Source organism: Phascolarctobacterium succinatutens, from assembly GCF_023497905.1.
GTDB classification, from domain to species: Bacteria; Bacillota; Negativicutes; order Acidaminococcales; family Acidaminococcaceae; genus Phascolarctobacterium_A; species Phascolarctobacterium_A succinatutens.
The window spans coordinates 1568108-1582418 of record NZ_CP097284.1 but is presented as its reverse complement, the minus strand read 5'-3'; the positions used below and the strand labels follow the sequence as shown (position 1 = coordinate 1582418).

Below are 14311 nucleotides of genomic sequence, written 5' to 3'. Positions count from 1 at the left end.
AAGAGTGATATCATGAGTAAACCAGTGACAAACATAACTTTGAAAAGCAACGTTTATGTAGTCAGGAAGCTTAGACAGACAGACGATATAGATTATTTAAAATGCCTTTCTGATAAAGAGAGCCTTAGAAAGATTCAAGCTCGTAATTCTACTTATCGCTTGACATCATATCAACGAAAGCTGCTTGACAGCGTTGACTGTTTATATAACAGAGAGGAAGGTGTACTTTGGGGTCCGTATAAGCTTCCTGATGGTAGAGTAAAAGTTGTATGCAGATGCACTAAGCTTGACTGCAAGTACTTGCTGACGAGTTGCAGAAGGTATGAAACTAAGGAAAGCATAGAGAAAGAAATTGCTTTGCGACAAGAATTAAGACAGCAGGGTAGTATGACAAAAGAAATCCACGGAGAAGCCATTGATAGAACTGAATCCAAGGATGTTCCTGCTATTTCTGCAACTTCAGAACCTCCGAAAGGAACGGAACCAACAACTACTCCAGAACCTCCGGAAGGAATGGAATCCACAACTACTCCAGAACCTCTGAAAGGAACGGAATTCACAACTACTACAGAACCTCTGAAAGGAACGGAATCCACAACTACTCCAGAACCTCTGAAAGGAACAGAATCCACAACTACTCCAGAACCTCTGAAAGGAACGGAACCCACAACTACTCCAGAACCTCCGAAAGGAGCGGAATCTCAAACTTCTCCTGAACATCAGAAAGAACCGGAACCTCAAACTAAACCTGACCTTCCGAAAGGACAGGAACACCTTATTACTGGTGATAGCAGTGACGAACAGAAAGCAGTTATTACAGCAGATCATCGTAAAAGAATTCTTGTGAATGCAGGACCTGGTACAGGTAAAACCTGGACATTGATTGAACGAATCAAAGAGTTCTTGAATAATGAAGAAGTAGAACCTGAGAATATTGTTGTTTTGTGCTTTTCGAGAGCTGCAGTTCGTGTTATAACTGAAAGATTAAAGCTCGCAGATAAAAACAGAACTATAAATGCTAGATGGCGTAGCATTGATATACGTACCTTTGATTCCTTTGCTACCTGGCTTCTTGCAAATCTGAGAGATACTGAGGATGATGAATTAAAAGAGTTATTGCCAGATGATGATGACTTTGAAAATCTGAATTATGAACAGCGTATACTCCGGGCTAAAGCAATATTTGATAATGACAAGTATAAAATTCTGGCTGATTCGTGGCAGCATGTAATCGTTGATGAGGTGCAGGATTTGGTTGGGCCACGAGCAGAACTGGTACTTGCAATGCTTAACGATTTGCCGGATTCATGTGGCTTTACTTTATTAGGTGATAGCTGTCAGGCTATTTACGATTATATGTCAGAGGACGACAATAATGTAATCAGCTCTAGTGTTTTCAGGAAAAAGCTTTTAGAGAATCATAGTAATATAAGTCAGGTAGAACTGACGCATAATTATAGGCAAAATGATAGTCTGACTGCTTTTGCCAACCCATATAGACATGCTATATTGGAACAGAATGCAGATATTGAAGCGAATGAAGCAGAAGCAGTAAATCAGAAGATTGATTCTGCATTTTGGGACATGGATAATTTGGATCGTGATTCTTTTGAAAAACATTATGCCGGTAAAAAGACTGGTATTCTTACGCGTACTAATGCACAAGCATTATTGATTGCACAAAAGCTTTTAGGTAAAAATATTAAGCATTTGTTGCGTAGCCCCAACACTAATGTACCGCTTGCTTCTTGGATTTATCAGGTTCTGACGCAGTTGAGTACTGATGCAATAGCTACACAAGAGAGCTTTATTGCAACGTTCAGCAAGCTTTATCCAAAGCAGGCAGAAAATGCTCAGGCGTATTGGGATGCTGTTATCAGCACGCAGAACGATAATACGCTTACAGCTTATAGTGTAGAAAATCTTTTGAAAGGGATTTTGTATAAAGCTAAAGACATGTTACTTTTTCAGGAACCGGGAGATGCTGATTGTAATATTTTCGTAAGCAATGTGCATAGATCTAAAGGTCTTGAATATGATAATGTTGTTGTTTTAAGTGATCTTCTTACTAATGGAGCAGAAGAAAAGAATCACTTGGAACATAAAATTGCCTATGTTGCTATAACAAGAGCAAAAGATGAAATTACTAAAATCAGCATGCCAGAAAAGTATATTTATATTTTCAAGGATGATAGCCGACGTTGCTTTGAACAGGGATTATATTCTTTTGGAAAAATATACCTTGCTAATTTCGAAATACAGACAGGTGATATCAATCCGTTTATGTATGCAGTAAATAAAAAACGCCAGGAATATATTGAAAATAGCATACATATAGGTGACCAGATGGAGCTGAAGAAGCTTGGCGGTCCGGAGGAGGAAAATCCTTTATATGAGCTTAAGGATTATGATGCAGTTGTCATTGGGCAGACAACTGCTGATTTTGCAACCGCAGTAAGGACTGCAATTACCAGAATGTATAAAGGTAAATTTAAAAACAAGTATTTTACACGTACTTTTTCTGATATATATGTTGTAGGCAAAACTACCCATATTTCAGCTAATTGCCCGGAACTTGAAGGGGCTCATAAGTATGGAGATTATTATGTATGGCAAGGCTTGCGCCTTGGCGGATTTGCTTCAACTAAATGAGGTGATATTGTGCAAAATTATTCCCAATATTATAAAGCCAGGGATATTATCGAAGAATTTATGGTGAAGGATCTTATTGGTCCTGTAGCTGAAGATGAGGTTTTAGACGAATCTCCTTTAAATTATTATCTGATGGGCAAGCTGTATCCTCAGGCAGATATAGAATCAGATGCTATTACTCAGGAAGAAGGAGATATCAACCGTAATGCAATATTGGAGAATGAGCTTGACGGTTACGATACATCTATATCTTTGAGCAATGTGCGCAACCCATCGTCAATGGGAATAACTTGTGCAATAAATTCTGAAGTCAGAGAAATTACGATTTATGGCAGTTATGCTTTTTATGTACCTGTACAGGCAGAAAATAATACCAGTACCGGTATAAAAAAACAGAAAAAGCATGCTGCTACATCTTGGCAAAGAAAAGAAACAGCCTTTAGTGAAAACTTGATATTTACTGCTGCGAAAAGTTACATCTTCAGCTTGCCGGGGAAAATCTCATTAAAGGTTTATATCCATGATACAAATATTTCTGATGAGATAATTCTTACAGCTACTCTAGTTAATGAAAACGGTGCAGATGCTGATATAGATACCATAGCTGCTGGCTGTGTCTTTCAGGTACAGCTCAATATAACGGGTAAGGGCCAGGTATTTAATCCAATCAACCAACAGATTTGTTTGGCAGACGATACAGATAGCTTGGAACTGGAAATGTTATATTCTGATATTAAGTATTATGCTCAAGGTCATGGCTGTTCGGTCAAATGGCAGGAAAATGCTGAGGGAGATTTAATAATCAGCTCAGCATGGATGCCGGAATACGAGCTGCTGCAAATGATGCCGGGTATGCTTAAGAATGAGAATGCTTTATCAATGGAGTATCTGGTATCAGAATCTGACGAGTCAGTTATTCAGTCATTAAATAATTTCCTCTTGAAATATATCCAATGGATAAATGAGCAGGAAAAGAAAATATGCCTTTTAAATCCTAAGTTTCATGAAATAGCTGCACAGAACTTGCAAAAATGTAATGCTGCATATAAGCAAATGTCAAAAGCTGTTGATATGCTTAAACTTGATAAACATGCTATGCAGGCTTTTAAGATTGCCAATGAAGCAATGTTGCTGCAACGTGAGCAGACTCTTAGAAAAAGCGGGAAAAGAGTACAACGCTCAGAAATAACATGGTATCCTTTTCAGTTAGCCTTCGTTTTGCATGAATTACCATCTTTTATATGTCCTGGTGACGATTCAAGGAAGATGGTTGATTTGTTATGGTTTCCGACTGGCGGTGGTAAAACAGAGGCATATCTCGGTATTGCTGCTTTTGTAATTTTCCTAAGACGCCTTCGTAATCATAATGATGATGGTACAACTATCATTATGCGTTATACGCTTCGCTTACTAACCATACAGCAATTTGAACGTGCCAGTGCTTTAATCTGTGCTTGTGAAAAGCTTAGGAAAAAATATAATATTGATGGCAGCAGGATAACTATAGGCTTATGGGTCGGCGGGCAATTAACTCCTAATAAAATTGCAGACGCCAGAAGAGCTTTAAACAATCTTGCAGTTGGGCAGTTACCAGGAAATGATACTGACCCTTGTCAGGTCAAAAAATGTCCGTGGTGTGGTCAGGACCTGACATACAAAGATTACTGTATAGATACGGCAAGTAATCAAATGAATATCAAATGTCCCAATAGTGAATGTGATTTTCATAATGATGATAATTTGTTGCCATTGAACATTATTGATGAATCTATTTATGGCAATCCGCCAACGTTTATTGTTGCAACTGTAGATAAGTTTGCGCAGCTTCCTTTGAATGATAAGCCTGCAGCTCTTTTTGGCATTTCTAATCATAAGAATCCGCCGGATTTAATTATCCAGGATGAACTGCATTTGATTTCCGGGCCGTTGGGTACAATTACTGGTATTTATGAAGCTATAATAACCAAACTATGTGAAAAAGATGGTATTGGTGCTAAAGTTATTGCGTCTACTGCCACAATCCGTAATGCTGCAAAACAAATAAAAGCACTCTATGGGAAGGATTTTATACAATTTCCTCCACAGGGGTTGACAGTAAAAGATTCCTTCTTTGCTGTAGAGTCAACTGCCGATAAGCGTCCTGCAAGAAAATATCTTGGTGTATTGGGTTCAGGTACGACTGCTACTACCACCCTTATCAGAGTAAATGCTGCTTTACTGTTTGCTACCAGATATCTTACCAGACAAGGCTTCGAAGATAAGGTAATAGATAATTTTTGGACAATTACAGGGTATTTTAATAGCTTGCGTGAGCTTGGTGGTGCTAATACTCAGATTATAGATGACGTTCAAAGCCGTTTTGAGTATTTGGCTAAGAATAAATTTAAGTCTTATGCATTACCTGCTGATATGATAAAGAGGTATACCAATATTAAAGAACTGACCAGCAGGTTAGATAATAATGATATTACCAAACTTATCCAGGATACTTTAAAAACAGGTTATTCCAGTAATGCAGATGGCAGATATGTACTTGATTTTATTCTGGCTTCTAATATGATTTCTGTTGGCATTGATATTGACAGATTAGGAACTATGGTTATGGTAGGACAGCCTAAAACGAATGCAGAATATATTCAATCTTCTAGTCGTGTAGGACGTGCTAACCCTGGCCTGGTAGTGACTGTATATAATCAGGCACGTTCCAGAGACAGATCTCATTATGAGCAGTTTATAAAATATCATTCTGCAATGTACAGATATGTGGAAGCAACCAGTTTGACACCTTTTGCTGATAGAGCAAGAGACAGAGCCTTACATGCACTGTATGTTGCATTGTATAGATATTTGGTGCCCGGAAAGCTTGAGAATAAACAGGCTGCGAAATTTGAAGAAGCTGGTGCTCAGCAGGTTGAAAAAATAATTAGGGACTATGTTGAGCTGATTGATCCGGCAGAACTGAATAGTGTCCTTGATGAACTTCAGGAAATCCGCAGGGAATGGGATAAGAAATGTGATGGTGAGCTTGTATATAAAAAACATGGCGAGGAACGAGGTACATCACTTTTAAAATCTGATGTGGATTGTGACAGATTTGCTACCATGAACAGTATGAGAAATGTTGATGTTCAGACAGGTATATATTTATTAGGGGAGGACTGATTGTATGCCAAGATTAGGTACAAAAGGCAGCAATAAAAAAACTGTTGTCGGAGAATTACGTCGCACGCAAGTTATCACTACCTATGGTCCTGGTGCAATAGTTGATTTACCTGATATCTCTGTGATTATGGCAGCAACAGATTATTGGAATTCACGTAATAGCAGAGTTTTGCATGAGGCCAATTTACAAAAACTATTAGGTGTAAATTGCTTTAGGGAACCATGTGCGCATTCAAATGAAGGGTTTAATGAAAGCGGCACTACTCCTGATACGCCTGCATTCCGCTTTCCGGATTGGTGCTTTTGTCCTAAGTGTGGCAAATTGGCACACTATAAAGATTTTGGCAAGTCAAGAGGCAGGATAATATGCGAAGATTGTAAATGTAAGACTGTTCCTTCTCGTTTTGTGGCTGCCTGTATCAATGGACATTTAGAGGACTTTCCCTATAATTGGTGGGTTCATCAGCCTACGAAAATGCCATATGACAAAAATCACCGTTTAAAAATAAAGTTTACAAGTGAAAGTGGTGGTTTGGATAGCATAATTATAGAATGTGAAACTTGTGGTGCTAAGCGCAGTATGGAAGGTGCCTTAAACCGTGATGCGTTGAAGGGGCATAAATGTAGAGGATTGCGTCCATGGGTAGGCAAAAGAAAAGAAAAAAATGATCAGAAAGATTGTGATGCCTTACTGCGTGGTATTCAAAGAGGTGCCTCTAATTTATATTTTCCTATTACGAGCAGTGCTCTTACAATCCCGCCATGGAGTAAGAGAATATATCAGGATATTGAAAAGCATAGGGAACAGATAGATGTATTAATAAATCAGAATAATGATATTAATATGTTAAGACTTCTAATACAAGCTCTAATGAATAAAGAATTGGCTGATAATTTTTATTCTGTCGATGATGTTATCAAGATAATACAGAATGAAAATCGAACTGCTCATTCAACATATACTAAGCAGAATTTGCTGGAAGATGAGTATAAAGTTTTCATGCGTGGCAATTACGAAAACCCTGATGATATGCACTTTAAATTGAAAAAAACAAATATTGACAGCTTTTTTGGTGGATTGATTGATAATATTTTTGCTGTCAAAAGATTGAGGGAAATTTTAGCATTAAAGGGGTTTCGAAGAATCAAGCCTGAAGTACCAGAGACTAATGCTTCTGAAGATGAACAAAGAGACTTTATTGGCTATCGCCAAAATGATTGTACTCCCTTATCTGATGAAAAATTGGATTGGCTTCCTGCTGTTGAACTTTTAGGTGAGGGTATATTCATCAGCTTTAATGAAGAACGCTTGGAAGCATGGGAAAAATCTCAGGAGAAATATTATGCCAATCTTAAGAAACGATTAGCTGAAAGTATTATAGTTTGTGATAATTTTTCTCCAAGATATGTTTTGCTTCATACGCTGTCGCATTTACTGATTCGTCAATTGACTATGGAATGTGGCTATTCCGGCGCTTCTATAAAGGAAAGGATTTATAGTACATATCCGGAGTCAAACTGTAAGATGGCTGGCATTTTGTTATATACGGCATCTTCAGATACAGATGGTAGTCTTGGTGGATTAGTAAGAAATGCGGAACCTGATAATATAACACCTATCTTTAAAAAAATGCTTCAGGAGGCATCATGGTGTTCTTCTGATCCCGTATGTATGGATTCCAAGGGACAAGGTTTTGATTCACTGAATTATGCTGCCTGCCATGCTTGCGCCTTGTTACCGGAGACAAGCTGCGAAATGCGTAATTGTTTGTTAGACAGGGGAGCAGTTGTCGGAAGTATTCATGATAGGGGCAGAGGCTATTTTTCGAGTTTGCTGAAGTAGTTGCTGTATTGGATGATGGGTATATTTAGCGTGAAATATTAGCGTAAAATCAAGATTATTTTCCTCTAAAAAAGCTAAAAAGTTCACTTGATGCTTGAGAAAATTTGTTCACTGTGGTAGAATGGGATGAAATAGGTATAAGAAAATTCCCAGAGGGAGCAGTGAAATGAAACAAGTACATTTAAGATTAGAGGACAATCAGTATAAAGAAATTGCTGAATATGCAAAAGGAGCAGGTATGACTGTTCAAGATGCCATTTCAACAGCTTTATATGTAATGCTGAGTCGTCAGAAAAAGCAAAAGAAAAACAGGAAATTTACTTTTATTGATTTATTCGCCGGAATTGGCGGGATGAGATTGGCTTTTGATGAGGCTGGTGGAGAATGCGTTTATTCTAACGAATGGAATAAATTTAGTCAGCAAACTTATATGGCAAATTTTGGTGATATGCCTGATGGTGATATAACGCAGGTTAATGCTGCGGATATACCTGATCATGATATTCTTGTTGCAGGTTTTCCGTGCCAACCGTTTTCCATTGCAGGTGTATCTAAGAAAAACAGCTTAGGCAGAGCTACTGGTTTTGCAGATAAAACACAGGGAACTTTATTTTTTGATGTCTGTCGTATTTTGGAAGCTAAAAGACCAAAAGCTTTTATGCTGGAGAATGTAAAGAATCTTTGCAGTCATGACAGAGGCAGAACCTTCAAAGTAATAGTTGAGTCTTTAAATGAACTTGATTATGAAATTTTCTATAAAGTCATTGATGGACAAAGCTTTGTTCCGCAGCATAGAGAACGTATAATAATTGTTGGCTTTGACAGAAGAAGATATGGCAATTATTTTGATTTTGAGTTTGATATCACTCCCAAAGAACCTAAACCAGTAATTGCTGATATATTGGAGAAAGATGTTGATATCAAATATACGTTATCGGATAAGCTGTGGACGTATCTGCAGCAGTATGCAGCAAAACATAAGGCTGCGGGGAATGGTTTTGGTTTTGGTATTGCGCCGTTAGATGGTGTTTCGAGAACGTTAAGTGCTCGTTACTATAAAGATGGTTCGGAAGTATTGATTGAGCAGCCAGGGAAAAATCCTCGAAAACTGACGCCAAGAGAATGCGCCAGATTGCAAGGATTTCCTGACAGCTTTGTTATTCCTGTATCTGATACCCAGGCATATAAGCAGTTTGGAAATTCTGTAGTTGTTCCGTTGATGGCCAATGTTGCCAAACTGGTTGTTGCCAAGATTGAGCAATTGGAGGAATAGTTGCATGGGACTGGAAAATGGTTATTTGAAAAAGTATTTTAAAGGCATCATAGTAAAAAAACTTTCAGATGTTGAAACCATTCCTAAAAAAAGCAACCAGCATGAATACAATGCTACCACCAAAATGAAGGAAATCTTTGGCTTTGATGATAGAAAATTTGAGACAGATTTTCTTTATATTGATGACGAAACAAATATTACAGCGAAAAATTTTCTTACGTGGTATGATGCTCGTAGAAATCATCCGACAAGGTCAGAGTATAGACTGTACTATCCTTCTACCAAAGTATCGGAAATGGCAAAATCCGGTGATTCGCTTTTCATTTGTGTTAAACAGGATGATACTATTTTATGTATAGTAGCTGCTAAAGATGCAACTATAACAAGTCAGTTATATTGGCTTTTTGATATTACTGATAATAAAGCTGGCAAATTCACTCAAAATTCATTGTTGAATACAGACAGTGGGCAATTAGAATTCCTCGCAAGAACTATTCTTGAACAGATAGGTATTGCGTATGAGGAAGATGATAGCAAAGGGCTGTTAGCAGAGCTTATTGGTGAATTTGGTAACAGCTTCCCTAAAACAACTTTATTTTCTTCGTTTGCAAGGTCACTTGTTAAAGATGTTGATCCAATTAGCGAACCAGATGTAGCTTTATTGAAATGGTTTGATATGGATGAAAAGTTATTTTTCCTTATGGAAGAAAATATTGTTAAAGAGCGTTTGCAACAGGGATTTGTTGAAAATGGCGAAGTTAATGTGAAAATGTTTATCAATTTTTCGCTATCCGTACAAAACAGAAGAAAAAGCAGAGCAGGCTATTCGCTTGAAAATCATATTTGCGCACTTTTAGATGCTAATGGTATAGAGTATTCGCATACTCCTGTAACAGAAAACCGCTCAAAGCCTGATTTTCTGTTTCCTAATATTGAATGCTACCGTAATATGGATTTCAATGCAGAGAATTTAACTATGCTGGGTGCTAAGAGTACGTGTAAGGACAGATGGCGACAGGTGTTGGCTGAGGCTGACAGAATAGACAGAAAGCATCTTTTGACCCTGGAAGCAGCAATCAGTACATATCAAACTGATGAAATGCAGGATAAACATCTGCAGCTTGTTGTGCCGCAGCAAATACATTGTACTTATACAGAGAATCAGCGCCAATGGCTTTATTCAGTAGCAGATTTTCTTGACGAGATTAAGGAGAAGCAACGGAAAACACCATATGCTGCCATGCTTCGTCTTTGAGGAGTTTATGGTTATGGACGTTCTTACTAAGGAACAACGACATAAGAATATGGTAGCTATTCGCAGTAAAAATACTAAAATTGAGGTATGCCTGCGAAAAGCGTTATGGCATAAGGGGATTCACTATCGAAAAAATTATAAAGTCCTAAATTGCCACCCGGATATCGTAATCACAAAATATAAAATCGCCATCTTTTGTGATGGCGATTTTTGGCATGGGAAAACATTTGAAAAGTACGATGTTCATACTAATGCAAAATTTTGGCATGAAAAAATTAAGCGCAATGTTGAACGCGATTTAGATAATACGATAACATTGCGTGATAATGGCTGGATAGTGTTACGGTTTTGGGAAACAGACATCAAAAAACATTTGGACGAATGCGTTGCTGAAGTTCTGAGGCAAATTGAGTTACGTAAGAATACTACTCCTGGAGGTACACCATGGAAAAACCAATAATTAAAGACGAAGCCTTTTTGGCACAAAAATCGCAGCCTGCAACCTTTATGGATATTGCAGTAGCGCAGGATTTATTAGATACGCTTGCAGCTCATGCGGACCGTTGCGTGGGCTTGGCAGCAAATATGATCGGCGTGCAGAAATGCGTTATCGCCGTCAATATCGGTCCTACGAATATTGCTATGCTGAACCCGGAGATTATCAAGCGCTCCGGCAAATATATGACGGAGGAGGGCTGCCTGTCGCTGGAGGGCGAGCGTGCTGCAGTGCGCTACGAAAAAATTACGGTTGCCTATCAGGATATGCAGTTTAAAAAGTGCAAGCAGAGCTTCAGTGGCTTTACGGCGCAGATTATCCAGCATGAGATTGACCATTGCCATGGTATTATAATTTAAGCGCAGAGATGGACCGAGAAACTGCAAAGTGCTTGTTTATTCAAAAAGAATGTTAGAAATTATCTTAGAAAATATCGTTACTGCTCCCGAAAGGCTTGGTCTGCCTGCAGCGTATGCAGAGTCCGACGTGCTGCTTTACAGGCAGTACGGGCGCTATGACACGGTTGCGGTGCAGCGCGAGGGCAGGCAATTACTCGAGCGTGTGGAAGCATTGCAGGCGGAGTATGACATCGCTGCATTGCCAAGGCTTGGCAAGCAATATGCTGAGTGGGGCAAAAAGCTGCAGCAGCTAAAGTTCAAACGCCTGCTGCATGGCGAGTTTGCTGCGGGCAAGGGTATTACGCTTTATGTGAATGCTATCAGGCAGGAATGTGCTGAGCATGGCTGGGATTATGCAGTCTATTATGATTCCGTGCTGGTGCATGAGCGTGTGCATCTGCTGCATTATCAGGCAGTGCTGGCGCACTTTGGCGCTGCCGGCGCAGCGGTGCAGAGTGCGGAGTACAAGCAGGCTCAGCGTTATTGGTACGGACGGCAGACGGAGGCGGCCCAGGCTGCCGTGGTCAAGGAAACGCTGGCGGAGTTTGCCCGTTGGCTGTGGTGCCTGCAGCAGGGGCATTTGGCGCTGGCGCAGGCGTTTTTGCAGACGCCCGAGGAGGCGCGGACGTGCATTCCGTACTATCCTTATGCAGGAGTGCGGGGACTGTGCGCGTTGTATGTAAGGTCGCCGCAGGCGGCAGTGCGGGCGTATAGCGAGCTGTGGCAGCTGTCGCTGACGAGCTGGCAGCAGGCATATGCACGGATAAAAGAGCTGTAGCGCAGCAAAATAGCAAAAAAAATAACAGCCCAATTCTCAAAGCATGAGTTTTGGGCTGTTTTCTTATGCAATTTTTTAGGCAAAGCCAAGCATTAAGCCGATTTGTCTTACGATAAACGCTACGCACCAGGCCACAACAAGCTCATAGCCCATAAGGCAGAGCGTGCTGGTATCCGAGTTCAGCTCGCGACGGATGGTAGCCAGCGCTGCGACGCAGGGCGGATAGAGCAGGCAGAACACCAGGAAGGTGTAGGCGGTGAGCGGCGAAAAGAGGCTTGACAGATCAGGCGCACCGCCGCTGCCGACTGCGAGCACGGAAAGCGTACTGATGACAACCTCTTTAGCGGTGATACCACAGATGAGCGAGGTTGTTGCCTGCCAGCTGCCGAAGCCTAGCGGCGCAAAAATAGGCGCTGCCAGCTTGCCGATGGAGGCGATAATGCTGTCGGAGGCATCTACCATGTAAAAGCGGATGTCAAAGTTCTGCAGGAACCAGACGATGATGCTGACGAGGAAGATAACCGTGAAGGCCTTATGCAGAAAGTCCTTGGCTTTTTCCCACATATGCATGATGATGTTGCGCGCCGTCGGCAGACGGTAGGCAGGCAGCTCCATGACAAAGGGGACCGGCTTGCCGCGGAACACCAGGCTGTTGAGCAAAAAGCCGGAGAGAATAGCTACGCAGATACCGGTGAGATAGAGCGAAAGCATGACCAGACCGCCACTGTGCGGGAAGAAGGCGGCAATGAACATACCGTAGATGGGGAGCTTGGCGCTGCAGCTCATGAACGGTGTGAGCATGATGGTCATTTTGCGGTCGCGCTCACTGGCGAGGGTGCGCGAGGCCATGATGGCCGGCACGCTGCAGCCGAAGCCGATGATCATCGGAACAAAGGACGAACCGGAGAGGCCGATTTTACGCAGCATCTTATCCATAACGAAGGCAACACGCGCCATGTAACCGCTGTCCTCGAGCATCGAAAGGAAGAAGAACAGGGTGACGATGGTCGGCAGGAAGGAAAGCACGGCACCGACGCCGGAGAAGATGCCGTCGATAATCAGCGAATGCATCGGCGGTGCGATATCCAGCACGGTGAGCGTGTTATCAACCGAAGCTGTTACAGCATCAATAACATTGCTGAGGATGTCGCTGAGAAAAGCTCCGATAACGTCAAAGGTGAGCCAGAAAACAAGGCCCATGATAAGCACGAAAATAGGGATAGCATAAAATTTATGCGTCAGATAATGGTCGATTTTGACGGAGCGCAGCTGTGCTTCCGTATGCTTGGGCTTCTGCACGGTCTGCGCGCAGAGGTCCTCGATATAGGCATAGCGCATATCTGCCAACGCCGCTTCCTTATCCGTTTTGAGGTTTTGCTCCATTTCGGTAACGAAGTGGCCGATGATATCGCATTCGTTTTCCGAAAGCTGCAGTGCCTTGGCGAAATCGCTGTCGCCCTCGATAAGCTTGGTGGCGGTAAAGCGCAGCGGCAGGTTCTGGCGACGTGCTTTGGTTTCGATTAAGTGGGCGATACTGTGAATAGCGGTATGCACAGGACCGCTGCAGAAGTCCAGGCGTTGTGGCAGCTGCTGGTTTTGCGCAACCTCTACGGCGCGGCGCAAAAGCTCGCCCACGCCTTCGCCGGAGTTGGCGGTTATGGGGACAACAGGCACGGTCAGCGAATCCTCCATTGCTTTGATGTCAATACTGCCGCCGCTGCCGGTGAGCTCGTCCATCATGTTGAGGGCGATGACCATCGGGATATTCAGCTCGATGAGCTGCAGCGAAAGATACAGGCTGCGTTCAATATTAGTTGCGTCAATGACGTTGATAATAGCGTCCGGCTTATTGTATAACAGCAGGTCACGCGTAACAATTTCTTCCGAGGTGTAGGGAGAAAGCGAGTAGATGCCGGGCAGGTCGATAACGCCTGCGTCCGGTACGGCGAGAATCGTACCTTCCTTTTTCTGGACGGTTACACCGGGAAAGTTGCCGACGTGCTGGTTACTGCCGGTGAGATAATTGAACAGCGTGCTTTTGCCGCAGTTCTGGTTGCCGACGAGGGCGAAATGCAGCTTCATGCTTCGCTCACCTCCGGCGTAACGGTGATTTTGGCGGCTTCCTCCGCACGCAGTGTCAGTTCGTAGCCACGCAGGGAGATTTCCAGCGGGTCACCGAGCGGTGCGCGCTTGCGTACCATAACGCGGGTGCGGGGCGTGAGCCCCATATCAAGCAGACGGCGACGCAGAATGCTGCCTTCGCCGCCGACCTTAGCGATGATAGCCTCCTGACCTAAGGGAAGCTTATCTAAAGTTGTAGTTTCCATGATTTTGACCTTCTTTGAGTGATTTTGCTTAAGCTTTAATTATATATATGAAGCATGAAGCGGTCAAGTAAAACAAAGCTTTTATCGATAAACTTTAATTAAAAAATATACAATGTAGATTTTGTTA

At 41.8% G+C, this 14311-nt stretch carries 10 protein-coding genes; 8 read left to right on the top strand and 2 right to left on the bottom strand.

Annotation, left to right across the window (positions count from 1 at the left end; genetic code table 11):
• The first annotated feature begins 12 nt into the window (after window positions 1-12).
• From M5E81_RS07485 to M5E81_RS07450, 8 genes are all read left to right on the top strand, one after another.
• Complete coding sequence (locus M5E81_RS07485) at window positions 13-2652, top strand: UvrD-helicase domain-containing protein (protein ID WP_249747185.1); 2640 nt, start codon at window positions 13-15, stop codon at window positions 2650-2652.
• Window positions 2653-2661: 9 nt separating this feature from the next.
• Window positions 2662-5814 carry a helicase-related protein gene (locus M5E81_RS07480; RefSeq protein ID WP_249747184.1) on the top strand — a complete coding sequence of 1051 codons (3153 nt, stop codon included), beginning with the start codon at window positions 2662-2664 and terminating at the stop codon, window positions 5812-5814.
• Between the two features lie 4 nt (window positions 5815-5818).
• Window positions 5819-7657: a DUF1998 domain-containing protein gene (drmB, locus tag M5E81_RS07475; protein WP_249747183.1), complete on the top strand. Its 1839-nt coding sequence runs from the start codon at window positions 5819-5821 to the stop codon at window positions 7655-7657.
• 166 nt (window positions 7658-7823) lie between these two features.
• Entirely contained in the window at window positions 7824-8930 is a 1107-nt protein-coding gene (gene dcm, locus M5E81_RS07470; protein WP_249747182.1) for a DNA (cytosine-5-)-methyltransferase, read from the top strand.
• A 4-nt stretch (window positions 8931-8934) separates the two neighbouring features.
• Complete coding sequence (locus M5E81_RS07465; RefSeq protein WP_249747181.1) at window positions 8935-10185, top strand: type II restriction endonuclease; 1251 nt, start codon at window positions 8935-8937, stop codon at window positions 10183-10185.
• Window positions 10186-10198: 13 nt separating this feature from the next.
• Complete coding sequence (locus tag M5E81_RS07460; protein WP_249747180.1) at window positions 10199-10645, top strand: very short patch repair endonuclease; 447 nt, start codon at window positions 10199-10201, stop codon at window positions 10643-10645.
• On the top strand, window positions 10630-11040 hold the full coding sequence (locus tag M5E81_RS07455) for a peptide deformylase (RefSeq protein ID WP_009145063.1): 411 nt from the start codon (window positions 10630-10632) through the stop codon (window positions 11038-11040). Before M5E81_RS07460 ends, M5E81_RS07455 begins: the two co-directional genes overlap by 16 nt.
• A 49-nt stretch (window positions 11041-11089) precedes the next feature.
• Complete coding sequence (locus tag M5E81_RS07450; protein ID WP_249747179.1) at window positions 11090-11857, top strand: hypothetical protein; 768 nt, start codon at window positions 11090-11092, stop codon at window positions 11855-11857.
• A 75-nt stretch (window positions 11858-11932) separates the two neighbouring features.
• On the opposite strand, the gene feoB is transcribed toward M5E81_RS07450, so the two are convergent.
• Together feoB and M5E81_RS07440 are read right to left on the bottom strand one after the other, a co-directional pair.
• Window positions 11933-13939 carry a ferrous iron transport protein B gene (gene feoB / locus M5E81_RS07445; protein WP_249747178.1) on the bottom strand — a complete coding sequence of 669 codons (2007 nt, stop codon included), beginning with the start codon at window positions 13937-13939 and terminating at the stop codon, window positions 11933-11935.
• On the bottom strand, window positions 13936-14184 hold the full coding sequence (locus tag M5E81_RS07440; protein WP_009145060.1) for a FeoA family protein: 249 nt from the start codon (window positions 14182-14184) through the stop codon (window positions 13936-13938). The genes feoB and M5E81_RS07440 overlap by 4 nt, the downstream gene beginning before the upstream one ends.
• Window positions 14185-14311 lie beyond the last annotated feature (127 nt).